Source organism: Exiguobacterium abrahamii (assembly GCF_015645365.1).
Lineage (GTDB): Bacteria > Bacillota > Bacilli > Exiguobacteriales > Exiguobacteriaceae > Exiguobacterium_A > Exiguobacterium_A abrahamii.
Genome location: NZ_JADOYC010000002.1, coordinates 229,467 through 252,444, shown reverse-complemented (window position 1 = coordinate 252,444; position 22,978 = coordinate 229,467). Strand labels below are relative to the sequence as shown.

Sequence of the window (22,978 nt, the reverse complement as noted above, 5' to 3'; positions counted from 1 at the left end):
CTTACACCCCATTTTTAAGCGATTCTTTCATCGTCTTCGCCTGATCCATCAATTCCTCGGCATGACGTAACGTCAAATCCGTCATATGCGCACCGGAAATCATCCGTCCTAGTTCGTTTCCTCGATCTGACTGAGACAAGACATTGACCTGTGTCGTCGTACGATCGGTCTCCTCAATCTTCCGAATATAGAGATGTTGATCGGCCATCGAAGCGACTTGCGGTAAGTGCGTAATACATAGCACTTGTCCGTCTACCGATAAACGATAGATTTTTTCAGCCATCGCTTGTGCGACACGACCCGATACTCCGGTATCGACTTCATCGAAAATGATCGAAGCAACTCCGACCGAGCGCGAGAAGATTGACTTCAGTCCGAGCATGATACGAGATAACTCCCCGCCCGATGCAACTTTTCCGAGCGACTTGAATGGCTCTCCCGCATTCGTCATGATGAAGAACTCCACTTGGTCGATCCCGTTCTTGCGTAGCATCGGTGTCTTCCCGTCTTGAAGAAAACGAATTTCAAACCGCGCTTTTTCCATGTAGAGCTCACGTAACTCCAGATGAATCGCTTCGCTTAATTGAACGGCCGCTTTTCGTCGCTGTTGCGACAGACGCCCACCTATCTCAAACAATTCGCCTTCAAGCTGTTCGACTTCGGCTTTTAAGCGCTCAATCCGTTCATCTCGATTCGTCATCGTATCAAGTTCAACTCGAATTTTTTCCCCGTACGCAATGACTTCCTCGATCGTCGCCCCGTATTTTCGTTTCAGTTGTTGAAAGACGGATAAACGTTGTTCAATCTCATCGAGTCGATTGGAATCAAACTCAAGTGTTTCAAGTTGATCTCGAATCGCATACCCGACTTCTTCGAGTCCATAAAAAGCGCTTGCGATCGCGTCACTCTGCTGCGAAAACTGTTCGTCGATGCTTGATGCTTGTTGTAGTTCACGCATCGCGTCTCCAACAGAGTCGATGCCGCGCATCTCATCATGCAAAGCATCGTACGCTGTCTTCAGTGACGCATATAGCTTCTCGAAATTCGCGAGACGATTTCGCTCGACGAGCAACTCATCTTCCTCATGTGCTCGAAGTTTTGCGCCTTCGATCTCTTCCGTCTGAAACGATAGTAAATCAATCCGTTGAGCGAGTTCTTGCTCGCTTTGCGCGAGCGATTGCAGCGCCGTCCGTTTTTCTTCATACGTTTGATAACCGGATTGATAGGCTTGAAGGAGCGGTGCAATCGTCTCTTGCGCGAAGTCATCGAGAATCGCTTGATGATACGTACTGTCCATTAAATGCTGATGTTCATGTTGCCCGTGCATGTCGACGAGGACACGCCCGAACTCTCGTAAGATCGTCAGTGTGACCAGCTTATTGTTGACGCGACAGACACTTTTCCCGGTCGCGAACAGATCACGTCGTAAGATGATCAATCCATCTTCGATATCGATACCATACTCTTCTGCGAGATCATAGACGAGATGGTCGTCTTCAATCAGAAACAACCCTTCTAGCTCCGCCCGATCTTCCCCGTATCGAACGAATTCCGCGGATCCACGTCCACCAATCAATAATCCGATCGCGTCGAGAACGATCGATTTACCGGCACCTGTTTCCCCAGTCAAGACGGTCATTCCTTTTTTAAAGTCGATCTGTAGCTCGTCAATGATCGCAAATTGTTTGATCGATAATTCAGCTAGCATCCTGTCAACTCCTTACAGCATTTCTAAAATTCGTTCCGTCACTTCTTTCGCTTGTTCCTCACTTCGTGCGATCAATAGGATCGTATCGTCCCCACACACCGTGCCAAGCAGTTCGTTCCAGCTCAAATGGTCCAGTAAGACAGCGACTGCATTCGCATTTCCCGGCAGGACATGCATGACAATCAGATTTTGAGCAGAATCAATCGAGATGAAGCTGTCCCCGAGCAGACGCCGCAATTTCCCGAGTGGGTTGAAGCGTTGGTCGGCGGGTAAGCTGTATTTGTAACGTCCATCATTCAACGGGACCTTAACGAGATGAAGTTCCTTAATATCTCGTGATACCGTTGCCTGTGTCACCTTATATCCTGCATTCCGTAATTCTTCTACCAATTCATCTTGGGTTTCTACTTCCGACTGGGTGATGATCTCCCGAATCTTAATCAACCGTTGCCCCTTTGTCATCCCTGCACCTCACAGTATTCTTCGATGTTACTATTGTAATCCAATAAATCATTAAAAGTCCACGTTTGCCATTTTATTATATGGTTTTCGTCGCTTCAAACAACAAGGAGGACGGACCCATGAACCGGGTCCGTCCTCGTTTTCATCTGTTCGTTTAAAGACTAGCATGTGCTTGCTTGACTGTCTCCGTCGCATCGACGGATGAATCAAGTCCTGGTTGACCAAGGCGCGCATGTAATAAGAACTCGATGTTCCCCTCTCCACCAGTAATCGGCGAATAGTCGAGCTGTTTCACATAGAATCCTTGTTGAATGAAGAATTCGACCATCTCATCGAGGACACGGACATGAATCCGTTCATCACGCACGATGCCTTTTTTGCCGATATCATCACGTCCCGCTTCGAATTGCGGCTTGACGAGCGCCATGACATCTCCTCCTTCGACGAGGATCGTCTTCAGCGGCGGAAGCATCAACCGTAACGAGATGAATGACACATCGATCGTCGCAAACTGCGGCGCAACAGGGAACATGTCTGGTGTCGCATGCCGGAAGTTCGTTTTCTCCATCACCGTCACACGGTCATCCGAGCGAAGCTTCCAGTCCAGCTGATTGGAACCGACATCGAGCGCATACATATGTGCTGCTCCATTTTGTAAGGAGCAGTCGGTAAAGCCACCCGTTGACGATCCGATATCGAGACCTGTTTTACCCATGACATCGAAATCGAATACTTGAAGTGCCTTTTCCATCTTGAAGCCTCCACGACCGACGTAGGGCATCAATTGACCTTTGACGTGCAGGTCGATGTCCGACTTGACCTTCTCACCGGCCTTCTCCAATCGTTCCGTTCCGCTAAAGACCAGTCCAGCCATGATCGATCGTTTTGCTTTTTCACGCGTTTCAAACAAACCGCGCTCGACGAGAAGAACGTCGAGGCGGATTTTCTTTACATTTTCCATGAATCGTCACACACTCTGTTTCTTTCCTTGATTGACGAAAGCGCGTACTTCCTCTGCGATTTGTCCAGGTAATAATCCGATTTCTTCCAGTAATTCGTTCACACCGCCATGCTCGATATACCAATCCGGAATACCAAAGCGTTTGACGCGCGGGAATGCTTCCTGCTCATTCGCATGCTCAAGGACAGCTGATCCGAATCCACCTTTTAAGACGGCTTCTTCGAGCGTCACGAGTGGAATGCCTTCTGCATAAAGGGCATTCAACATCTTCTCATCAAGCGGTTTGATCGTCCGAGCATTGATGACACGAACCGACAGTTCGTCTGCTAGGAGATCCGCGATTTTGAGCGCATCTTGTACTTGTGGTCCAAACGCAAGGATCGCGACGTCCGTTCCTTCACGTTCGACTTCCCATGTATCAAGCGAAATTTCATGCAGTGTCTCGTCCATTGGTACACCGATACCTTCTCCACGTGGAAAACGAACGGCGATTGGTCCTTCATATTTGACGGCCGAATAGAGCAAGTGTTGCAGTTCGTTCTCATCCTTCGCCATAACGATCCGGATGTTCGGTACGTGACGCATGAAGGCGATATCGAAGACACCTTGGTGTGTTTCACCATCTGCGCCAACGAGACCTGATCGGTCAATCGTAAACGTCACATCTAGATTTTGACGCGCCACGTCGTGAACGAGCTGATCGTATGCACGTTGGAAGAAGGTCGAATAGATCGATACGACAGGTTTCATGCCTTGCGTCGCTTGACCAGCTGCGAACGTGACGGCATGTTGTTCTGCAATCCCGACGTCAAACATCCGCTCTGGGAATTCTTTTTCAAAACAATCGAGTTTTGAACCGACGCTCATCGCTGGCGTGATCAACGTCAACTTTTCATCATCACGTGCCATCTTCGTCAAAGTATCCGCTACCGTAAAGGAATAACTAGGTGCTTTTGATTTCCCTTTGATGACTTCGCCAGACTCCATCTTGTATGGTCCAAGACCATGCCATGTGCCGACGCCATCGAACTCTGCTGGACGATAGCCTTTCCCTTTTTTCGTGATGACATGAAGCAGGACAGGGCCTTCTTCTTTTTTCACGTAATTGAGCTGTTCGATCAAATCATCAAGATCGTGCCCATCGACCGGACCGTAATAGTTGAAGCCGAGCTCTTCGAAGAACATGCCAGGAACAAGTGCGCCTTTAACGGCTTCCTTCAACTTCTCGCTTCCTTTTTCAAGGCGTCCGCCAATGACCGGAATCTTTTTGATCAACGTTTCAAGCTCGTCTTGGGCAAAACGTACTTTACGTGATGAACGAATTCGTCCAAGCATTTGATGCATCGCCCCAACGTTTGGTGCAATCGACATCTCGTTATCGTTCAAGATGACGATGACGTTTTGTTGTTCTGCTCCAATATGATTCAATGCTTCGAGTGCCATCCCACCTGTCAACGCACCATCACCGATGATTGCGACTGCACGATCACTCTTACCGCTCAGTTCATTCGAGACAGCAATCCCCATTGCTGCTGACAAGGACGTCGAGCTGTGTCCTGTCTCCCAGACGTCATGCACACTCTCATTGCGTTTCGGGAACCCACAGAGTCCTTTGTGCTGACGGAGCGTATCAAACTGGCCCGCACGTCCTGTCAAAATCTTATGCACGTATGCTTGGTGCCCGACATCCCAGACGAACTTGTCATTCGGACTGTCGAATTCACGATGCAACGCAAGCGTCAACTCGACGACACCGAGGTTCGGTGCCAAGTGTCCACCTGTCGTCGCTAATTCTTCAATCAAAAAGCGTCGAATATCGCCTGCGAGTACTTCGAGTTCGGAGACCGACATACGCTTTAAAAATGACGGATCCTGTATTTCTGTCAATTTCATACCTTACCGCCTCTTTTCCTTACAATCTTATAGGGTTTGTACCCTACATTGTACTAGAACAATCTATCGAGCGCCATTGTCAGCATAGAAAAAGACGACGCAGATGCGTCGTCCTGCTTAATGGTCGCGCTTGACCACGAAGTCGAGCAGTTCCTTAAGTGTCGTCGCTTCGACTGATAATGCATCAATCGCTTGTTCCGCTGCTTCCACCTGAGCTGTTAGTGCGCGTTTCGCGCCTTCAAGACCCAGTAATTTTGGATACGTTGCTTTTTCGTTTCCTTCGTCGCTACCAACCGGTTTGCCGATTTTTTCAGCATCTCCCGTCACGTCCAAGATGTCATCTTGGATTTGGAATGCGATTCCGAGATGGCGACCGTATTGCTTCAAGTGCTCAAGATCCATCGAGCTGACCGAGGCAAGCAAACCACCTGCTTCGACTGCAAAGACGAGGAGTGCTCCTGTTTTCCGACGGTGAATCGACTCAAGCTCCGCTACGTCATTGATGCCGCCACGCTCACCGAGCATATCGTCGAGCTGACCACCGACCATACCCGTAGCACCAGCCGCTGCTGCTAACCGTTCGACAAGAGCAAGCTTTACTTCCGACGAAGCTGGTGTCTCAAGAAGACAGCTGAAGGCGTTCGTGAGCAAGGCATCTCCTGCTAAAATCGCTGTCGCTTCATCAAAAGCGATATGATTCGTCGGACGCCCGCGACGAAGATCATCATCGTCCATTGCAGGAAGGTCATCGTGAATCAGTGAGTATGTATGAATCATCTCAAGTGCCGCAGCAGTCGCGTCACCTTTTGAACGATCGATGGAAAAAGCATCGAGTACCGCATAAATCAAGGCTGGGCGAATTCGTTTCCCACCCGCATCGAGTGAATACCGCATCGAATCGCGTAAACGATCCGGTGCGTCGAGTCGCTCCATGAACTCTTCCATTTTGTTTTCGACTTGTGTCTTCCACTCATTCAAAGCAATCATTGCGCTCCTCCTTTTTCCCGAAGCGTACCATCTTGCTCCAGGATTTGATCGAGTTTTTTCTCAGCAACGGATAACTTCCCTTGGCAAAGAGCCGTCAGTTTGACGCCTTCTTCATATAGAGCCATCGCTTGTTCAAGAGGAGCTTCGCCCTCTTCGAGTAACGTGACGATTTCTTCTAATCGCTCCAGTGCTTCTTCAAAAGATTGTTCCGTCTCCATTCTTACTCCCCATCCTCTCGTTTAGCACGAATCGTTCCATCATGGAATCGGATATCGAACGAAGACGCTGTCAATGCCTTCGCGGAACGGACGATTTGTCCATCCTGTTCGACATACGTATAGCCGCGCATCAGAACATGCGTCGGACTGACGGAGTCGAGTCGCGCGAGCACATGACGCACCTGTTGTTGCTTCGATTGCAAAAGTCGACGCACGATTTCGAGTCGACGTCGTGATTGTTCAATCGTCGCCCGTTGTTGCACGAAGCGATCCCGCATCGGCACACGCATTAAGCGTGTGTCAAGACGCTCCACCTGTTGCTGGTGTTGCGCTACTACTTGCTTGATCTCCTTTTGGAGTGACATCTCTGCTCGGTCTAGTTGCTCCTGCTTCAGTCCGAGTAGGACGCGTGGTGATTTCAGGCCATAGCTCGCAGCTAGCCGTGTCACTTGCTCTTGTTTACTTTTGAGGAGTTGTGCATACGTTCGTTCTAAACGTCGCTTCACATCCTGTACCCGTCGAGTAAGTGCCTCTGCTTCCGGAGTGACGAGTTCTGCCGCTGCCGTTGGTGTAGCCGCACGAACGTCGGCGACGAAATCACTGATCGTAAAATCCGTTTCGTGACCGACGGCAGAGACGATTGGAATGCGTGATTCAAACACGGCTGTCACGACAGACATCTCATTGAATGCCCACAGCTCCTCGATCGAACCACCACCACGACCAATGATCAACACATCACAGGCAGCATGCTCATTCATCAGCTGAATGGCACGACTGATTTGTGGTGCCGCGTCCGCTCCCTGTACAAGGACCGGGGCGAAGACGATGGCCGCTTGCGGATAACGGCGCCGGAGTGTCGTTGCGATATCATGAAGCGCTGCTCCTTTTGGCGACGTGATGATCCCGATTCGCTCGGGAAACGCTGGCAACGATTGTTTGATGGCTGGATCAAACCAACCACGCTCTTCAAGATCCACCTTCAAGCGTGAGAACGCCTCATATAGCGCTCCTACGCCGTCTTCCGTCATCCGTTCGACATAGAGTTGCATCTCTCCAGAAGAGACGTAGACGGATAAGCGCGCGGTGACGACGACACGCATTCCATCGCGAACGTCTGCTTTGACGCGACTCGCATCTCGGGCAAACATGACGGCTTTCATCCGTGACTGCTCGTCCTTCAACGTAAAATAAAGGTGACCGGAAGAGTGTCGTTTAAAGTTCGACACTTCTCCCACCACCTGGACTTGTTGCAGAAGGGCGTCGCCTTCTAGTTCACGTTTGACATAGTGGACTAAATCGGAAACGTGAAGAGGTTCGCTCATCGCGCAGCCTCGATCGTGTTATGCAGTAGCATCGTGATCGTCATCGGACCAACGCCACCTGGAACAGGTGTGATCATCGATGCAACGTCTTGTACCGTATCAAACTCGACATCACCGACGAGTTTGCCATCGACACGGTTGACACCAACGTCAATGACGACAGCATCCGGTTTCACCATATCCGCCGTAATCAGCTTCGGTACACCGACTGCGACGATTAAAATATCCGCTTGACGCGTCATTGCACCGAGATCTTTTGTCTTGGAATGACAATAGGAAACGGTAGCCGATTCATTCAAGAACAACATGCCGACGGGTTTACCGACGATTTGGCTACGACCGACGACAACGACGTGTTGACCGGCAATCGGTACGTTCATCTCTTTGACGAGATGAAGAATGCCGTTTGGTGTACACGGTAAAAATGTCGGTTCACCAATCATCATTTTCCCGACAGAGACAGGATGAAAACCATCGACGTCCTTTTCAGGAGAAATCGCAAAAATGACTTTACTCTCATCAATATGGTCAGGCAACGGCAATTGGACGAGAATCCCATGGACACTCGCATCAACGTTCAGACGTTCGATCAAGTGAAGAAGCTCTGATTCCGTTGTTTCTGCCGGAAGTCGGATCAACTCCGAATCCATGCCGATTTCCTTCGCCGCCTTTTCTTTACCACGTACATAGGACTGACTAGCAGGATCTTCGCCAATCAGGATGACAGTCAATTGCGGTTGAATCCGCTGTTCTTTCAGACGTGCGACTTCTTCTTTCAGCTTCATACGATATGAATGGGCTACCTGTTTTCCATCGATTACTACTGCCATGATTTGTCCACTCCCCCAAAAAGTTCGATTCACTCTTCTGTCTGTTTGTCTCTATTCGGTTTTACACGTTTATGAATTTTCTTTGACGACGCCTTGTGCGACCTTACCGAGAACACCGTTCACGATTTTTGTCGCTTCTTCGTCAGCGAACGCCTTCGTCAATTCAATCGCTTCGTTGATCGTCACTCGAACTGGAATGTTCGTTTCGAATAATAATTCGTAGACGGCTAAGCGAAGAATCGTCCGCTCGATGTTTCCGAGTCGTTCGAATGACCAGTTGACCAGTGCTTCTCGGATGTGTTGGTCAATCGTTGCTTTGTTCGTTTCGACACCGTTCACCAATTGCTCGACGAATGTGTCATATTCCTTACCTTCTACCGCGAATTCAATGGCCTCTTGTGCAGTCAGATCCGAAAGCTCCATTTGGAACAAAGATTGGACTGCGAGTTCGCGTGCCATGTGTCGTTTCATCATGATTTTGCGTGCTCCTTTTTTTGTCGTTCTCAATCAGTTAGTTTAGCACATTCCTCTTTTAAAAAACATAGAGAACGCCAAAAAAAGACGGGAGTTCGTCGCACAAACTCCCGTCCTGATTCAGTTAACGATCGTACCTTTTAGCTCACGCTCTGCGAATTTCGTCGTGAACGTTCCACGCCGGAATACCGGGTGACTGAGAACACGTTCGTGGAACGGGATCGTCGTCTTGACACCTTCGATCCAAAATTCAGCTAGTGCACGTTCCATCTTCGCACATGCTTCTTCCCGTGTTTCCGCATGGACGATCAATTTCGCAACCATCGAATCATAGTATGGTGGAATCATGTACCCTGGATAGACCGCGCTATCGATGCGCACACCCATTCCGCCTGGTGTCACGTATTGTGTGACGCGTCCAGCAGACGGACGGAAATCATGATCTGGATCCTCGGCATTGATCCGGCACTCGATCGAATGACCGTGGAACTTGATATCCTTTTGTTTAACGGCAAGCGGATGATCGAGCGCGACTTGCAATTGTGCTTGAACGAGGTCGAATCCAGTGATCATCTCCGTTACCGGGTGTTCGACTTGAATGCGCGTGTTCATCTCCATGAAGAAGAATTCTTCCGTCTCTTCGACGAAGATGAATTCGATCGTTCCAGCTCCCGTGTACTGAATCGCTTTTGCGGCTTTTACGGCAGCCTCGCCCATCTTCAATCGTGTCGCTTCACTGACCGCAGGTGATGGCGCTTCCTCGATCAGTTTCTGCATCCGGCGCTGGACGGTACAATCCCGTTCACCAAGGTGAATGACATTGCCGTGACGGTCAGCGAGGACCTGTACCTCGACATGGCGGAATTCTTCGATGAAGCGTTCTAAATAGACATCCCCGTTTCCGAAAGCTTGTTTTGCTTCACGGCGTGTCTCACTCAGCCCGTTGATCAGCTCTTCTTCCGAACGAGCGACCCGAATCCCTTTACCTCCACCACCTGCTGTTGCTTTGATGATGACCGGATAACCAATTTCTTGCGCCAGTGCGACCGCTTCTTCGTCCGTGACCGTTCCATCTGAACCAGGCACGACGGGCACGCCACACTCGATCATCGTTTTCTTCGCAACGTCCTTGATCCCCATCTGACGGATCGCATCCGACGTCGGACCAACGAACTTGATCCCGCACGCTTCACACATCTCAGCAAAATCGACGTTCTCGGCTAAGAAACCGTACCCTGGATGGATCATCGTCACTTGACGGTTCGTTGCGATCGCAAGGATATTCGTAACGTTTAAGTAGGATGAAGCAGAACTCGCCTCACCGATGCAGTACGCCTCATCGGCTAAACGAACGTGTAAGGCTTCCTTATCCGCCGTCGAGTAGACAGCAACGGTTTGTATTCCAAGTTCCTTTGCCGCTCGAATGATGCGGACGGCGATTTCTCCACGGTTGGCAATCAATAATTTTTCCATGCTGTTCACCCCCGTTTACGGACGGATCCGGAAGAGTGGTTGACCGAATTCAACGAGATCTCCATCGGCGACAAGAATCTCGACGACTGTTCCAGATACTTCCGAGTTTAAGTTATTGAAGAGTTTCATTGCTTCAAGGACACAAACGATCTGACCAACTTCAATCTGATCACCGACTTTGACGTATGCCGGTTTATCCGGATTCGGACGCGAATAGAACGTTCCGACCATCAAGGCATTGATCGTGACTGTATCATCCGCAGTCGCCTCTTCCTCGACTGGTGCTGCCGCTTGCTTCACAGGAGCAGGCGCTGCTACCGGCGCAGCAGGTGCTTGATGCGAGACCGTCACTGTTTCTCCTTGTTTCTTCAACTTCAATTTATACGTATCCGTCTCGAGTGAGAGTTCATTTACACTCGACTGATCGAGCATTTCGAGTACTTGTTTCAACTGATCGATTTTCATCTGTCATTCTTCCCCCATCTATGCTGTATTCACAATTATTATACCAGGTGCTAATGCCTACTCAAATACTTATATTAACTGGTCATACCATTGGATGCAAGTCAAGCTGGATGAAAAAAGACGTCTCTCGACCTGATAAAAGGTGAGAGACGTCTTGTCGTTTCAATATTATCCGTTGTAACGACCTGTGAAATCACCTGTACGTGTATCAACCGTTACTTTTTCGCCTGCTTCGATGAAGAGTGGGACTTGAATGATATGACCTGTCTCCACTGTTGCATTTTTCTTGACGTTCGAAGCTGTATCACCCTTAACGCCAGGCTCTGCTTCAACGATCGTCATGACGACTGTGTTCGGTAATTCAAGACCGAGGATTTCGCCGTTGTAAACCGCGATTTGAACTTCCATGTTTTCAAGCAAGTATGGAAGAGCTGCTTCGACTTGTGCTGTCGTCAATTCCAATTGCTCATACGATTCTGTGTCCATGAAGACGTAAGTCTCACCCATTGGGTAAAGGTATTGCATCTTGTTACGCTCGATGTGTGCACGTTCGACACGCTCACCACCACGGAATGTCATCTCTTGGATGTTTCCGTTACGGATGTTACGCATTTTCGTCCGAACGAACGCTGCCCCTTTACCTGGTTTAACATGTTGGAATTCAAGTACTTGCCAAATCATACCGTCTGAAGTCTTAATCGTTAATCCTGTTTTTAAATCGTTTACTGATACCATGAATGGTTCCTCCTAAAATGTCCCGTCACTCTGAATTAGAGAGTGATCAGTTCTTTTGGTGAAGACGAAAGAATTTCTCGACCTGTTTCCGTGATCAAGACGTCATCTTCAATCCGGCATCCGCCAACTTGCGGCACGTAGATACCTGGTTCGACCGTAACGATCATGCCCGGTTCAAGTTTTGTCTCAGAGCGGAACGACAAGCCAGGTCCTTCATGTACTTCTAGACCAATGCCGTGTCCCGTCGAGTGACCGAAGTACTCACCGTAACCTGCTTCTTTGATGATATCACGCGTCAATGCGTCCGCTTCGATCCCAGTGATGCCTGGTTTTAAGCCGTCGACACCCGCTAGTTGCGCTTGCAAGACTGTATCGTAGATCTTCTGCAACTCGGCATTGATCGGACCGACTGCGACAGTCCGTGTGATATCTGAAACATAACCGTTCAAGAGCGCTCCGAAATCAAGCGTGACGAGTTCACCCGTCGCAATGACCTTCGAGCTGGCAACACCGTGCGGCAAGGCAGAACGATAGCCCGATGCCACGATCGTATCGAAAGAAGAAGACGTCGCTCCATGCTTACGCATGAAGAATTCTAGTTCATTTGATACTTCAAGTTCCGTTCGTCCTGGTTGAATGTACGTCAAGATGTGTTGGAAGGTCGCGTCTGCGAGCTCCACCGCTTCCTTAATCATCTTAATCTCTGACGAATCCTTAATCAAGCGTAGGTTTTCAATGATTCCTGTCGTCGGAACAAGCTCGATTGCCGAAGCTTGATCGTATGCTTCAAAAGCACCGAGTGTCATCGCATCCTTTTCGACACCAACCGCGCGAACACGTGCTCCTGCCATCAATTCGCCCATCGTCTCTGGAATCGACCGTTCGATTTGAACGATCTCCATTCCTTTAACTTGGTCTGCCGCTTGCTCCGTGTAACGGAAATCCGTCACGAAGTACGCTTGTTCTTCTGTTACGAGACATGCACCGCTTGAGCCCGTGAAGCCGGAAATGTATCGAATATTCTCTGCTTTCGTGACAAGTAATCCTGGAAGGTCCCGTTCCTTTAAAGCTGCTTGTAACGCCTCGATCCGTTGTTTCATGATTGATTTCCCCCTTGTTCCGATTGTTGTAAAGCTTGGAGTGCTTCCGTTGCCAGACGATATCCCGTCATGCCAAGTCCAGCAATGACTCCTTGACAGACAGGTGCAATCATCGAATGATGACGGAAGGATTCACGTGCATGGACATTCGATAGATGTACCTCGATGACGGGTGCTTCGATCGCGGCAATCGCGTCACGTAACGCGATACTCGTATGCGTGTAGGCAGCCGCATTGAAGACGATACCGTCCGCCCCCCGTTCCTCGTGAAGAACATCAATCAGTCGTCCTTCATGGTTCGATTGTTCAAACCGAAACTGAATGTTCGGAAAATAAGCGCGAAGATCGTGTTCTAAGTCGGCTAATGTCGCCGTTCCATATGTATCCGGTTCGCGTGTTCCGAGTAAATTCAAGTTTGGTCCGTTTAATATCAAGACACGCAAAAAAACACCTCCTCGAATTCCTTTTCATTGTATCATAACCCGATTTCCGACTCCTAAAGATTACCTCGTTTTGACGAGTCGAACATAGTTTTTTTGTCGTAAATCAAGTACACTGACGATACACCTAATTTTAATGAAGACGGGATGCGTTCTATTATGAAAACGACTAATCCGCCGGTCGGTGGTCAAGCCATCGTCGAAGGCGTCATGTTCCAAAATGCGACCCATGCGGTCTCGGCAATTCGTCGAAATGATGATTCGATCGAGACGTTCGCCCAACAAAAGCCGGTTCGACCACGAATCGCTAAAGGCAAAAAAATCCCACTTCTGCGTGGCTTGTTTGCTTTGATGGAGTCCTCAGCGAATGGTGCCAGTCATATGAACTTCGCAAGTGACCGATACGGTGTCAAACCTGGTGAAGAAGAGCCGGAAGAGACGACTGCCAGCCCTTTGACGAAATGGCTCGGCGTAGCTGTCGTCGGGGTCCTATCATTCTTTTTCGGTAAATTACTCTTTACGTTGCTACCTGCTTTCCTTGCGTCACTATTCGATGTGTTCCCTGCTTTATCGGGACATGTCATTCAAAATGTCATCGAAGCAACAATCAAATTAACGCTCTTGTTCAGTTACCTCTACGTGATTTCATTGACGCCGCTCGTCAAACGGCTCTTTCAATATCACGGTGCAGAGCATAAGGTCATCAACTGCGTCGAATCAGGACGCCCGCTCACGGTCGAGAACGTTCGCGTCAGCAGTCGTCTTCATTACCGTTGCGGCTCGAGTTTCTTGATCTTCACCGTCATCGTCGGATTTTTCGTCTATCTGATCGTGCCAACGGATCCGCTTTGGTTGCGTCTCGTCTGCCGGATTGCTTTATTACCGGTCGTCATCGGCCTTTCATTTGAAGTGTTACAGCTGACGAATAAAGCACAGCACATCAAAGGACTTCGCGTCATCGCCTTGCCTGGCCTATGGTTACAGTACTTGACGACGAAAGAACCAGACGATGCACAGATCGAGGTTGCGATTTATGCGTTTGAAGCATTGGAAAAACAGGAACATAACCTACATGAGAATGCACTGGGTTAATCGATAACAGGGGTGATATTATGATCAGACAACGCATTGGTTCTACATTTGCACTCGTCGTGTTACTGTTCGCTTTTGTCGGCTTCGGATATAAACTCGTCAATAATCCAAGTAGTCTGTTTTCACAATTGCTGTTCTTCGGGATTACCGCCGGGATCATCTTCTTGCTCTTTAAGTTCCTGACTCGTAATCGAAGCGTCGGAACGGGAGCAAACGCTCAGTACCGAAAATCCGTCGCTCAATCAAAAAAAATGCATGGCTCTTCGAATTCTGTTCGCCGGACAGACTTTAAGAAAAAACCGGTCAAGTCTTCAAAAGCGCCGGCATCGAATAAAGTCAGACCGTTGCGCGATCGTTCAAAAGCGCCTCATCTGACAGTCATCGAAGGAAAAAAAGGCAAAAAGAAAAAACGTGCTTTCTAATTTCAGAAGTACATTAAAAAGGAGGTTCGTCATGCGACGAACCTCCTTTTTTCGTGCTCAATCCGTTTCGACCCAACCGATATACGGTAGATTGCGATATTCCTCCGCACAATCGATTCCGTACCCCACAACGAAGTAATCCGGAATCTCGAAACCGACATAGTCTGCGTCGAGTTCTACTTCACGACGTGCCGGTTTATCAAGCAATGTACATACTTTGAGAACTCCAGGTTGATGCAATTTCATATGATCACATAAGAAATGGAGCGTCCGCCCTGTGTCGATGATATCTTCGATGACGACGACATATTTCCCTTGCACATCGAGATCGAGATCTTTCTTTAACTGAACACGCCCGGAAGAGACGGTCTTTGTTCCGTAAGAAGAGCACGCGACTGTATCAATTTGAACGCTTCCTTTGATTTCGCGCATCAAATCCGCAGCAAAGACCATCGATCCTTTCAATACGACGACGAGAACGATTTGACGCCCAGCCGCATCTGCTTCGATCTGTTGTGCTAATTCACGAACCTTTTCTTTCAGTTGTGACTCTGACACTAACTTTTCTTTAATCGTGATTTCCATGACAAGGTGCGAACACCCGTCACCCCCTTCGTCCATTTTCAGGCTCAGTATAGCATATCCTCCTTAAAATGCGCACTTTATCATAAAAATGTAATGAATTGTTCGTGTTTATGGACTTTTTTATTAGTAAGGAAATATAAAAAAACAAGCCTCAATCCTCTGGATGGGCTTGTTGATAGCGATGCAGTTCCTCTTTTAAACCAGGACGTTCCGCGAAAAACTGAATCATTCCGTTAATCTTATCCAATGCTTCGATACTAATATGGTGCTCGATTCCTTCGACATCCTTATAGATCAGTTCTTCATCCACACCAACGAGACGAAGAAAATCTTCAAGTAAGGCATGTCGTTCCACGAGACGCTTCCCGATTTTGCGTCCTTTAGGCGTCAGCATGAGCCCCCGATACTTTTCATACACGAGGTACGTCTCCCGGTCGAGCTTTTGAACCATTTTCGTTACTGAGGACGGATGAACTCCTAACGACTCCGCTATATCCGATACGCGGGCATATCCCTTATCTTCAATCAGTTTATAAATTTGTTCCAAATAATCTTCCATACTCGGAGTTGGCACGACATCACCTTCCCATTTCATTCATTAGCGTTTCCAGTTCCACTCATCACTACGGTATTTCTCGGCAAGACGCTCAATCTCCTGCCACTGCTCACTCGTGAACGCCAACGGAACGAACGACAACTCAAGCGCCTCTTCAAAGCCTTTCGTGAACGCTTCTCGTACCTCGTCAAATGCGACAGCGCGACCTGCTAGCTCATTCAAAGCGACAGCTTTTCCTGAGAAACGCGCTTTCATCCGCTCGCGCGTCGACTTATCATCATACAAGAAACAATCAAATAATTCACCTTCATCTACAGAGAGTGGGACCGAACCGTGCTGTAGAACAACGCCTTGATGGCGGACTTGTGCACTTCCGGCGACTTTCCGTTTTCCGACAGCGAGTTCATAATACGATGCTGCATCAAAACAAACGGCTGATTTCGGCTTCCGTAATTCTTCTTTTTCCTCTTCCGTCAACGGAACGGAAAATTCGACCGGAATGCCGAGGTGATGGTATCCTTTGCGAATCCCTTCCGTCAACATCCGATAACTTTCGATGACCGTGCGTGGTAAACCTTCTGTATCTTCTGGGATGACGACACTGTATGTCAACTCGTCTGCATGCAAGACAGCGCGCCCTCCTGTCATCCGACGCACGATCGGAATCCCGAGCTCCGCGATCCGCTTTCGATCGATATCACGGGTTGCCCGTTGAAAATGACCAACACTTAATCCACGTGGTTCCCATGAGTAAAAACGAAGCGTCGGTGCGATCTCCCCCCGCCCGACGAACTGAATCAATGCTTCATCGATTGCCATGTTCATTGCCGGCTCCATCGCCGGCGTCGTCAACACTTGCCACTCTCTATTCACTTGAGCACCCCCAAAACGTTTCCGTCTTAGTGTATCAAACCCATTCTCGGTCGCGCAATCACGAGTCGATTGCCGAAATCGATTTCGTTGACTATAATGAAACAGAGGTTAAACGAACGAAGGGGTTGGAAGTCGAATATGGAAACTGGAACTATCATTACGATCGTATTATGGGTCGCGCTGATCGCCTACATCGCTTGGCGTTTCATGCCGGTCAAAGGCATCACGAAATTGTCGCAAGAAGAATTCCGTGCGAACTACCGTAAAGCACAAATCGTCGATGTTCGCGAAACACAGGAATTCAAAGGCGGACACATCGTCGGTGCCCGTAACATCCCGGTCAGCCAAATGAAGATGCGCTCGAAGGAATTACGAAAAGACATGCCGATTTACTTGTATTGCCAAGGTAGCATGCGTTCTTCACAGGCTGCAAAAGTCTTGAAAAAAGCAGGCTATACGAATCTGTATCAGTTAAAAGGCGGATTCAAGCAGTGGTCAGGAAAAATCAAACGGAGCTAATGCTTCGTTCATCGCAAAAAGAGGATCTCTCCTTCATCGGAGAGATCCTCTTTTTTATGAAACAGCTTATACGTGTACTTCTTGTTTTGGTTCGTAGCGTAAGACCGGTTTTCGAGCAGCAAGCGTCTCGTCCATCCGTTTGACGATCGTCGTGTGTGGTGCGTTCAAGACGACATCCGGTGTCTCCTCGACCTCTTTTGCAATCTGGAGCATCGCATCACAGAAGGCATCGAGTGTTTCTTTCGATTCTGTTTCCGTCGGTTCGATCATGATACACTCCTCGACGTTCAATGGGAAGTAGATCGTTGGTGGATGGTATCCAAAGTCAAGCAGACGTTTAGCGATGTCAAGCGTCCGGACACCTAGTGCTTTTTGACGTTTCCCCGACAAGACGAATTCGTGCTTGCAATAGACGTCGTATGGCGCGTCATACGCACTTTTGAGACGAGCCAACATATAGTTCGCATTCAAGACCGCTTCTTTCGAGACGCGAGCGAGACCTGCTCCACCCATCGTCCGAATATAGCTATAGGCACGCACGTTGATGCCGAAGTTACCGTAGAATGGTTTAACACGACCGATTGCTTCCGGGCGATCGTAGTCGAGGACATAACGCTCTTCCTCTTTGCGGACGATCGGTTTCGGTAAATACGGAATCAAATCTTGTTTGACCCCTACTGGACCCGACCCTGGTCCGCCGCCACCGTGCGGTCCTGTGAACGTCTTATGCAAGTTCAAGTGGACGACATCAAAGCCCATGTCTCCTGGACGAGCGATGCCCATGATCGCATTCGAGTTCGCACCATCGTAGTACAGTTTTCCGCCCGCCTCATGAACCGCTTTTGCGATTTCGACGATATCCGACTCGAATAAACCGAGCGTGTTTGGATTCGTCAACATGAGTGCCGCTGTATCGTCACCGACTTTTTTCTTTAAGTCTGCTAAATCAACCAGACCACGTTCATCCGATAAGACCGTCACGGTATCAAATCCAGCGACTGATGCCGATGCCGGGTTCGTTCCGTGTGCCGAGTCCGGTACGAGGACTTTCGTCCGTTTAAAGTCACCACGTGCATGATGGTAGGCCTTAATCAGCATCAAGCCTGTCCATTCACCGTGTGCTCCCGCCGCCGGCTGGAGCGTCACTTCATCCATTCCTGTGATGACTGCGAGTTTTTCTTGCAGATCATACATTAAACCGAGTGCCCCTTGGACACTTTCGACTGGTTGAAGCGGGTGAATGTGTGCAAACCCAGGGAGGCGTGCCATATCTTCATTGATTTTCGGGTTGTATTTCATCGTACATGACCCGAGTGGATAGAATCCAGAATCCACACCATGGTTACGGTTCGAAAGTGCCGTGTAGTGACGGACGAGATCCAGTTCAGATACTTCCGGTAGCGCCACGTCTTCCTTCCGTAACATCGAGGTCGGTAACAATTCTTCTACTGCCACCTCATCGACAGTCGGTAACGGTAAGCTATAGGCGATACGACCCGGTTTAGAAATTTCAAAGATCAATGTTTGCTCATTCATGTGTGAGTCCCCCTAACGCTGTCACGAATTGATCCAACTCTTCATTCGTCCGTAATTCCGTTGCACAAACAAGCATTTCATTTTGACGTGCCGCGTCATACGATCCTAACGGCAAACCGCCGATGATCCCGTGATCGAGCAATTGTTGACTCGCACGTGTCGCGTCGATTGGTAGCGTAACGACGAATTCATTGAAGCTCGGTCCATCGTCAACGATCGTAAAGCCAGCCTGTTTCAGCTTTTGTTTTAAGGCATGTGCCGTTTGCAAGTTACGTGTCGCGAGTTCCCGGATACCCCGTTTTCCGAGTGCACTCATCGCGATCGAAGCAGCGAGTGCATTCAACGCTTGGTTCGAACAGATGTTAGATGTCGCCTTGTCACGGCGAATGTGTTGTTCACGTGCTTGTAACGTCAGAACGAAACCGCGTTTTCCATTCTCATCGACGGTCTGTCCAACGAGACGTCCCGGAATCTTACGCATCAACGCTTTTGTCGTCGTGAAATAACCACATGTCGGTCCACCAAAGCTTTGTGGAATTCCGAACGGTTGGCAATCTCCGATCGTAATGTCAGCGCCAAGTTTACCTGGCGCTTCTAAGATACCGAGTGCCAGTGGATTCGCAGAGACGATGAAGAGCGCACCACGTGCATGTGTCGCATCGGCCAATGCTTGTAGTTCTTCGACACGACCGTAGAAGTTCGGATACTGCACGATGACACAGGCGACGTCTTCGATGGCATCGAGTTGATCGATCCGTGTGACACCTTGCTCAAGCGCCAACGTCTCGACGTTTAGTCCTGGACCGTTCGCATACGTCCGAACGACATCGTGCGCTTCCGGGTGAACGCCGTCTGAAAGAACGATCGTCTTTTTCTTCGTATGGGCACACGCAAGCATGGCCGCTTCCGCTAACGCCGTGATCCCGTCATACATCGACGAGTTCGCGACATCCATCCCTGTCAATTCACAAATCATCGATTGGAATTCAAAAATCGCTTGTAGCTCACCTTGCGAAATCTCTGGCTGATATGGTGTATAGGCAGTGTAAAACTCTGAGCGCAGTAACATATGATTGACGACAGCAGGTGCATAGTGATCATAGATACCGGCGCCAAGGAACGATGGATATTGTTTCGTATTCATGTTTTGGTCGGCAAGCTTCGATAGCGTCCGAATCAAGTCTGTTTCCGGAAGTGGCACACCGACTTCTTCCAATGTACCGTTATCACGGACGGATGCCGGGATATCAGCGAGTAAATCTTCGATCGATGCTGCACCGATCGTCTGTAACATCGCCTGCTCATCTTCTGCTGTCATTGGTAAATAACGAAAATCCATAGAAATATCCCCCTTATTTCGTGCGACGATAAAACGGTGTCGCTGTTCGTTTCGCTGCTAAACGTTTTCCGCGTACTTCCACTTCAAATTGCTCTTGTTCCGCTACTTCTGCAGGAACGAGTGCCCAAGCAATCGCTTTTCCGACTGTCGGCGGCAACGTACCTGTCGTCACCACACCAACGACTTCCCCGTCATGCCAAACCGGTGCATCTTGACGCGCAATCCCTTTATCGAGTAATTCAAGACCAATTAAGCGACGCGGTGCTCCTTGTTCTTTCTGTTGCAACAAGACTTCTGAACCGACGAACGGTTTGACTTGTGGTTTGACCGCAAAGCCCATTCCCGCTTCGATGGGTGAAATCGTTGCTGATAATTCATGTCCATAAAGTGGCAGACATGCCTCAAAACGTAATGTGTCACGTGCCCCGAGACCGCATGGTACGACACCTTGCTCAAGCAATGATTGCCAGACAGCAGGTGCGTCACCAGCTGCCATGTAGAGTTCGAATCCATCTTCCCCTGTGTACCCACTGCGTGAGACAATCATTTCCACTCCTGCAACCGTCCCCCGTTGGAACTTGAAAAATCCAATCTCTGATAAAGCAAGTGGTGTCATGCCGGAAAGGATGGCTTCCGCACGTGGTCCTTGGACCGCAATTTGACCATATTGTTCCGATTGATTCTCAAGCGTGACGTCCCCTGTTAGATAGTGACGTAAATGTTGTTCGTCTTTTTCAATGTTCGAAGCATTGACGACGAGAAGATAGTCCGTTTCTGCCAAACGATAGACGAGTAAATCATCCACTGTCCCACCGTCTTCTTGGCATAAGACGTTATATTGCGCTTGCCCCACCGCAATCTTCGAAATATCGTTCGATAATGTAGCTTGTAAAAACGTCAGAGCATCCGGTCCGCTGACGAACAGTTCTCCCATGTGCGAAACATCGAACATGCCGACATTCTCCCTTACTGCAACGTGTTCTTCTTTAATCGAGGAAAACAAAACTGGCATTTCAAATCCCGCAAAATCCACCATCTTACCGGTTTGCGAAACCGTTTCGAATAACGGTGTTCTTTTCAATGTCGTTTGACTCATACAAATCCCCCTATTTACGAACGTTTTCACTCTCTCTTCTCTTTAATGTTCCATTTTCAAATCCATCTTACCAATTAAAATCATAATTATCTAGTATTATTCGGAAAAAGGAACATACGAAAAAGAGAGAAAGGACCCTGTCCCTTCTCTCCTATTGTTTCATATTCTTCCCATGAAAGCCATTTCAAAATTGTTTGATTCCGGCAGTTCGTTTGATTTCCTCCTGGAGTCGACGACCTTCCGTCACCAATTGGCTCGCTCCTTGCTTCACACGATTTCCTTCTTCAGTGATTCGATTGATATTCCCTTTGATTTGATCGATTCGCTGCGTCGTATGATCAATGTTCGTCTGCAAGGTTTGCTGACGAATCGTAAAGCGTTCCATCAGTTGTTTTAACTGCCGAATATCCTGAGACAACTTCTTTTTGTAAAGACTGAATCCGAACAAAACGAGTCCTATGATAGCCAATAAAATAATACCTAACGTAATCCAAGTCATGACTTCTCCTCCAATACAGTTTCAATCGCACGCGTTAATTCTTCGATTGATGCCGTTCCTTCGAGTCGGACAGTAGCTACTCCAGCATATAAGGAATAGCGACGTTCAAACAATCGTCTCACTTGTTCCCGTTCTGTCACGAGTGGACGATTCGGATCAGCGGCGATCCGTTCCCAAATCAAATCAAAGGGTGTATCGATCCAGACGACTGTTCCGGACTCCTGCATGTACAGTCGGTTCTCTTCCCGTTCGACGATCCCGCCACCTGTGACGACCACTTCCGCATTGCTACTCTTCAACAATTCGCTTTCATGTGTACGAAACCCTGCTTCGCCATGCTCAGCGAAAAAAGCAGTAATCGTTTGTCCATGTTCCTGTTCGAACCGTTCATCCAGTTCGTCGACCTCGTATTGGGTACCCAATCGATGTCCGACGGCTGTTTTACCAGTTCCCATAAACCCAATCAAATAAACCTTACTCATGTGTGACGACCGCCTCAATTCTTTGACCATTCTCTAATCTCGCTTCCATTTTAAAGCCTTTATCGGTCGCTGTACAGCTGACTTGTCCGATTGGGTAGCGAAGGGTCTCGTCCTTCGTACAATCTGCTTTCGCCGCTCGGATGAGAGATTCAAGTTGGAGCGCTTCTTGCTCTAACTGATGATGCCGCATCTCTTCGTCAATCTGCTGACAAGAAATCAAGAGCACGACTCCCATTCCTAGAAGTAACAGTAACGTTTGAATCAAGACGAATCCTTCCTGACGCATCGGAAGGAACGTCTGCTGTCGTTCAACTGAATTGAGAGAATCTCGGCATCCCCTGTCACGGTATAGTGTTTGACGTCGCGGGCGTATGTCAGTTCACCTCCCTGTTCTTTCTTGAGACGTAGTTGATCTTGCACACGGACGAGACGCCACTTTTCAGCCGTCTCTCCCGGATTGACGTCCATTCCACGAATCTCGTCTCCGACGCGCTCGCACATCGTACTGCGCCACATCAGTCGTTCCACGGTATGAAAGAACAATTCTTCATTCATTCGGTTGACTTCCGGCGGACGAACGAGTGGGGTCAATGTCAAGATTGCCAGCAGAAGAAGTGGGCTCAGCCATAGGACGAATGATAGTTCGAGAAGGGTCATTCCGGATTCCGCTCGCAAGACACATCGTTTCATTGCACCACGCTCCTTGTTTCAGAACATAGGACGCTGTTCGGTTTTCAACTTGATCCGTAGCCATCTGCTCAAGCTGTTCCGTCTCTTGTTCCCATTTCATTTGTTTCGTCCGTAAATCGAGATAAGGATCAATCGCTAACATCATGAAGATACCGATTGCAACGATCGAGAGCATCACTTCAAGCAAAGAGAAGCCCGCTTGGCGTTCGTTCTGCATA

The 22,978-nt window shown here is 48.7% G+C and carries 28 protein-coding genes; 3 read left to right on the top strand and 25 right to left on the bottom strand.

All coding sequences use genetic code 11. The features are described from left to right. Nucleotide 1: 1 nt before the first annotated feature. From recN to aroQ, 14 genes are all read right to left on the bottom strand, one after another. The gene (gene recN, locus ITJ88_RS10990; protein WP_195865671.1) at nucleotides 2-1,708 is read right to left on the bottom strand and encodes a DNA repair protein RecN; all 1,707 of its coding nucleotides are present in this window, start codon (nucleotides 1,706-1,708) and stop codon (nucleotides 2-4) included. A 12-nt stretch (nucleotides 1,709-1,720) separates the two neighbouring features. Continuing rightward, on the bottom strand, nucleotides 1,721-2,170 hold the full coding sequence (gene ahrC, locus ITJ88_RS10985; protein ID WP_023467586.1) for a transcriptional regulator AhrC/ArgR: 450 nt from the start codon (nucleotides 2,168-2,170) through the stop codon (nucleotides 1,721-1,723). A 154-nt stretch (nucleotides 2,171-2,324) separates the two neighbouring features. Then, entirely contained in the window at nucleotides 2,325-3,131 is an 807-nt protein-coding gene (locus tag ITJ88_RS10980; RefSeq protein WP_195865670.1) for a TlyA family RNA methyltransferase, read from the bottom strand. 6 nt (nucleotides 3,132-3,137) lie between these two features. After that, nucleotides 3,138-5,024, bottom strand: coding sequence for a 1-deoxy-D-xylulose-5-phosphate synthase (dxs, locus tag ITJ88_RS10975; RefSeq protein WP_195865669.1), 1,887 nt, complete (start codon nucleotides 5,022-5,024; stop codon nucleotides 3,138-3,140). 117 nt (nucleotides 5,025-5,141) lie between these two features. Beyond that, the gene (locus ITJ88_RS10970) at nucleotides 5,142-6,011 is read right to left on the bottom strand and encodes a polyprenyl synthetase family protein (protein ID WP_195865668.1); all 870 of its coding nucleotides are present in this window, start codon (nucleotides 6,009-6,011) and stop codon (nucleotides 5,142-5,144) included. Beyond that, complete coding sequence (gene xseB, locus ITJ88_RS10965; protein ID WP_023467583.1) at nucleotides 6,008-6,229, bottom strand: exodeoxyribonuclease VII small subunit; 222 nt, start codon at nucleotides 6,227-6,229, stop codon at nucleotides 6,008-6,010. The genes ITJ88_RS10970 and xseB overlap by 4 nt, the downstream gene beginning before the upstream one ends. 2 nt (nucleotides 6,230-6,231) lie before the next feature. Continuing rightward, the gene (gene xseA, locus ITJ88_RS10960) at nucleotides 6,232-7,554 is read right to left on the bottom strand and encodes an exodeoxyribonuclease VII large subunit (protein WP_195865667.1); all 1,323 of its coding nucleotides are present in this window, start codon (nucleotides 7,552-7,554) and stop codon (nucleotides 6,232-6,234) included. After that, nucleotides 7,551-8,384, bottom strand: coding sequence for a bifunctional methylenetetrahydrofolate dehydrogenase/methenyltetrahydrofolate cyclohydrolase FolD (gene folD, locus ITJ88_RS10955; RefSeq protein ID WP_082665880.1), 834 nt, complete (start codon nucleotides 8,382-8,384; stop codon nucleotides 7,551-7,553). The genes xseA and folD overlap by 4 nt, the downstream gene beginning before the upstream one ends. Nucleotides 8,385-8,453: 69 nt before the next feature. Then, nucleotides 8,454-8,858, bottom strand: a complete 405-nt coding sequence (nusB, locus tag ITJ88_RS10950) for a transcription antitermination factor NusB (RefSeq protein WP_023467580.1) — start codon at nucleotides 8,856-8,858, stop codon at nucleotides 8,454-8,456. 120 nt (nucleotides 8,859-8,978) lie between these two features. Further along, a complete protein-coding gene (gene accC / locus ITJ88_RS10945) occupies nucleotides 8,979-10,331 on the bottom strand; it encodes an acetyl-CoA carboxylase biotin carboxylase subunit (protein WP_035409099.1) in 1,353 nt (450 codons plus the stop codon). Between the two features lie 15 nt (nucleotides 10,332-10,346). Next, on the bottom strand, nucleotides 10,347-10,796 hold the full coding sequence (gene accB / locus ITJ88_RS10940; RefSeq protein WP_029341092.1) for an acetyl-CoA carboxylase biotin carboxyl carrier protein: 450 nt from the start codon (nucleotides 10,794-10,796) through the stop codon (nucleotides 10,347-10,349). A gap of 168 nt (nucleotides 10,797-10,964) precedes the next feature. Then, the gene (efp, locus tag ITJ88_RS10935; RefSeq protein ID WP_023467577.1) at nucleotides 10,965-11,531 is read right to left on the bottom strand and encodes an elongation factor P; all 567 of its coding nucleotides are present in this window, start codon (nucleotides 11,529-11,531) and stop codon (nucleotides 10,965-10,967) included. A 35-nt stretch (nucleotides 11,532-11,566) separates the two neighbouring features. After that, a complete protein-coding gene (locus ITJ88_RS10930) occupies nucleotides 11,567-12,631 on the bottom strand; it encodes a M24 family metallopeptidase (RefSeq protein ID WP_023467576.1) in 1,065 nt (354 codons plus the stop codon). Further along, nucleotides 12,628-13,074 carry a type II 3-dehydroquinate dehydratase gene (aroQ, locus tag ITJ88_RS10925; RefSeq protein WP_195865666.1) on the bottom strand — a complete coding sequence of 149 codons (447 nt, stop codon included), beginning with the start codon at nucleotides 13,072-13,074 and terminating at the stop codon, nucleotides 12,628-12,630. Before aroQ ends, ITJ88_RS10930 begins: the two co-directional genes overlap by 4 nt. 156 nt (nucleotides 13,075-13,230) lie before the next feature. Between aroQ and ITJ88_RS10920 the strand changes: the two genes are divergently transcribed. Together ITJ88_RS10920 and ITJ88_RS10915 are read left to right on the top strand one after the other, a co-directional pair. Then, entirely contained in the window at nucleotides 13,231-14,163 is a 933-nt protein-coding gene (locus tag ITJ88_RS10920; RefSeq protein ID WP_195865665.1) for a DUF1385 domain-containing protein, read from the top strand. A gap of 20 nt (nucleotides 14,164-14,183) precedes the next feature. After that, on the top strand, nucleotides 14,184-14,585 hold the full coding sequence (locus tag ITJ88_RS10915; RefSeq protein WP_023467573.1) for an SA1362 family protein: 402 nt from the start codon (nucleotides 14,184-14,186) through the stop codon (nucleotides 14,583-14,585). A 57-nt stretch (nucleotides 14,586-14,642) separates the two neighbouring features. Here the strand turns inward: ITJ88_RS10915 and hpt are convergent, their stop codons facing one another. From hpt to ITJ88_RS10900, 3 genes are all read right to left on the bottom strand, one after another. Then, nucleotides 14,643-15,170: a hypoxanthine phosphoribosyltransferase gene (gene hpt, locus ITJ88_RS10910; RefSeq protein WP_029341088.1), complete on the bottom strand. Its 528-nt coding sequence runs from the start codon at nucleotides 15,168-15,170 to the stop codon at nucleotides 14,643-14,645. A 151-nt stretch (nucleotides 15,171-15,321) separates the two neighbouring features. After that, entirely contained in the window at nucleotides 15,322-15,744 is a 423-nt protein-coding gene (gene mntR / locus ITJ88_RS10905; RefSeq protein ID WP_035398709.1) for a transcriptional regulator MntR, read from the bottom strand. A gap of 24 nt (nucleotides 15,745-15,768) precedes the next feature. Next, a complete protein-coding gene (locus tag ITJ88_RS10900) occupies nucleotides 15,769-16,599 on the bottom strand; it encodes a lipoate--protein ligase family protein (RefSeq protein WP_195865664.1) in 831 nt (276 codons plus the stop codon). 138 nt (nucleotides 16,600-16,737) lie between these two features. On the opposite strand from ITJ88_RS10900, the gene ITJ88_RS10895 reads away from it, so the two are divergent. Next, the gene (locus ITJ88_RS10895) at nucleotides 16,738-17,118 is read left to right on the top strand and encodes a rhodanese-like domain-containing protein (protein ID WP_023467569.1); all 381 of its coding nucleotides are present in this window, start codon (nucleotides 16,738-16,740) and stop codon (nucleotides 17,116-17,118) included. A 66-nt stretch (nucleotides 17,119-17,184) separates the two neighbouring features. Here the strand turns inward: ITJ88_RS10895 and gcvPB are convergent, their stop codons facing one another. From gcvPB to ITJ88_RS10855, 8 genes are all read right to left on the bottom strand, one after another. Continuing rightward, complete coding sequence (gene gcvPB / locus ITJ88_RS10890; protein ID WP_195865663.1) at nucleotides 17,185-18,654, bottom strand: aminomethyl-transferring glycine dehydrogenase subunit GcvPB; 1,470 nt, start codon at nucleotides 18,652-18,654, stop codon at nucleotides 17,185-17,187. Then, complete coding sequence (gene gcvPA / locus ITJ88_RS10885; protein WP_056060214.1) at nucleotides 18,647-19,993, bottom strand: aminomethyl-transferring glycine dehydrogenase subunit GcvPA; 1,347 nt, start codon at nucleotides 19,991-19,993, stop codon at nucleotides 18,647-18,649. Before gcvPA ends, gcvPB begins: the two co-directional genes overlap by 8 nt. Before the next feature lie 13 nt (nucleotides 19,994-20,006). Next, nucleotides 20,007-21,089, bottom strand: a complete 1,083-nt coding sequence (gene gcvT, locus ITJ88_RS10880; protein WP_195865662.1) for a glycine cleavage system aminomethyltransferase GcvT — start codon at nucleotides 21,087-21,089, stop codon at nucleotides 20,007-20,009. 184 nt (nucleotides 21,090-21,273) lie between these two features. Beyond that, entirely contained in the window at nucleotides 21,274-21,588 is a 315-nt protein-coding gene (locus tag ITJ88_RS10875; RefSeq protein WP_195865661.1) for a hypothetical protein, read from the bottom strand. Continuing rightward, complete coding sequence (locus ITJ88_RS10870) at nucleotides 21,585-22,070, bottom strand: shikimate kinase (RefSeq protein WP_195865660.1); 486 nt, start codon at nucleotides 22,068-22,070, stop codon at nucleotides 21,585-21,587. Before ITJ88_RS10870 ends, ITJ88_RS10875 begins: the two co-directional genes overlap by 4 nt. Beyond that, nucleotides 22,063-22,356, bottom strand: a complete 294-nt coding sequence (locus ITJ88_RS10865) for a hypothetical protein (RefSeq protein ID WP_195865659.1) — start codon at nucleotides 22,354-22,356, stop codon at nucleotides 22,063-22,065. The genes ITJ88_RS10870 and ITJ88_RS10865 overlap by 8 nt, the downstream gene beginning before the upstream one ends. Then, nucleotides 22,332-22,727 (bottom strand): hypothetical protein, encoded by a 396-nt coding sequence (locus ITJ88_RS10860; protein ID WP_230088813.1) that lies wholly within the window; start codon nucleotides 22,725-22,727, stop codon nucleotides 22,332-22,334. Before ITJ88_RS10860 ends, ITJ88_RS10865 begins: the two co-directional genes overlap by 25 nt. Beyond that, the gene (locus ITJ88_RS10855; protein WP_195865658.1) at nucleotides 22,618-22,977 is read right to left on the bottom strand and encodes a type II secretion system protein; all 360 of its coding nucleotides are present in this window, start codon (nucleotides 22,975-22,977) and stop codon (nucleotides 22,618-22,620) included. Before ITJ88_RS10855 ends, ITJ88_RS10860 begins: the two co-directional genes overlap by 110 nt. Between the last annotated feature and the right edge of the window lies 1 nt (nucleotide 22,978).

Coding starts and splice junctions, on each gene's coding strand:
- ITJ88_RS10860 (WP_230088813.1), bottom strand. CDS start 22,727: ATGACCCTTCTCGAACTATCATTCGTCCTATGGCTGAGCCCACTTCTT.
- gcvPB (WP_195865663.1), bottom strand. CDS start 18,654: ATGAATGAGCAAACATTGATCTTTGAAATTTCTAAACCGGGTCGTATC.
- hpt (WP_029341088.1), bottom strand. CDS start 15,170: ATGGAAATCACGATTAAAGAAAAGTTAGTGTCAGAGTCACAACTGAAA.
- ITJ88_RS10930 (WP_023467576.1), bottom strand. CDS start 12,631: ATGAAACAACGGATCGAGGCGTTACAAGCAGCTTTAAAGGAACGGGAC.
- efp (WP_023467577.1), bottom strand. CDS start 11,531: ATGGTATCAGTAAACGATTTAAAAACAGGATTAACGATTAAGACTTCA.
- ITJ88_RS10980 (WP_195865670.1), bottom strand. CDS start 3,131: ATGGAAAATGTAAAGAAAATCCGCCTCGACGTTCTTCTCGTCGAGCGC.
- ITJ88_RS10920 (WP_195865665.1), top strand. CDS start 13,231: ATGAAAACGACTAATCCGCCGGTCGGTGGTCAAGCCATCGTCGAAGGC.
- ITJ88_RS10915 (WP_023467573.1), top strand. CDS start 14,184: ATGATCAGACAACGCATTGGTTCTACATTTGCACTCGTCGTGTTACTG.
- ITJ88_RS10865 (WP_195865659.1), bottom strand. CDS start 22,356: ATGCGTCAGGAAGGATTCGTCTTGATTCAAACGTTACTGTTACTTCTA.
- gcvPA (WP_056060214.1), bottom strand. CDS start 19,993: ATGGATTTTCGTTATTTACCAATGACAGCAGAAGATGAGCAGGCGATG.
- gcvT (WP_195865662.1), bottom strand. CDS start 21,089: ATGAGTCAAACGACATTGAAAAGAACACCGTTATTCGAAACGGTTTCG.
- dxs (WP_195865669.1), bottom strand. CDS start 5,024: ATGAAATTGACAGAAATACAGGATCCGTCATTTTTAAAGCGTATGTCG.
- ITJ88_RS10875 (WP_195865661.1), bottom strand. CDS start 21,588: ATGACTTGGATTACGTTAGGTATTATTTTATTGGCTATCATAGGACTC.
- nusB (WP_023467580.1), bottom strand. CDS start 8,858: ATGATGAAACGACACATGGCACGCGAACTCGCAGTCCAATCTTTGTTC.
- ITJ88_RS10870 (WP_195865660.1), bottom strand. CDS start 22,070: ATGAGTAAGGTTTATTTGATTGGGTTTATGGGAACTGGTAAAACAGCC.
- xseA (WP_195865667.1), bottom strand. CDS start 7,554: ATGAGCGAACCTCTTCACGTTTCCGATTTAGTCCACTATGTCAAACGT.
- accC (WP_035409099.1), bottom strand. CDS start 10,331: ATGGAAAAATTATTGATTGCCAACCGTGGAGAAATCGCCGTCCGCATC.
- folD (WP_082665880.1), bottom strand. CDS start 8,384: ATGGCAGTAGTAATCGATGGAAAACAGGTAGCCCATTCATATCGTATG.
- ITJ88_RS10895 (WP_023467569.1), top strand. CDS start 16,738: ATGGAAACTGGAACTATCATTACGATCGTATTATGGGTCGCGCTGATC.
- accB (WP_029341092.1), bottom strand. CDS start 10,796: ATGAAAATCGATCAGTTGAAACAAGTACTCGAAATGCTCGATCAGTCG.
- ahrC (WP_023467586.1), bottom strand. CDS start 2,170: ATGACAAAGGGGCAACGGTTGATTAAGATTCGGGAGATCATCACCCAG.
- xseB (WP_023467583.1), bottom strand. CDS start 6,229: ATGGAGACGGAACAATCTTTTGAAGAAGCACTGGAGCGATTAGAAGAA.
- ITJ88_RS10855 (WP_195865658.1), bottom strand. CDS start 22,977: ATGCAGAACGAACGCCAAGCGGGCTTCTCTTTGCTTGAAGTGATGCTC.
- ITJ88_RS10970 (WP_195865668.1), bottom strand. CDS start 6,011: ATGATTGCTTTGAATGAGTGGAAGACACAAGTCGAAAACAAAATGGAA.
- recN (WP_195865671.1), bottom strand. CDS start 1,708: ATGCTAGCTGAATTATCGATCAAACAATTTGCGATCATTGACGAGCTA.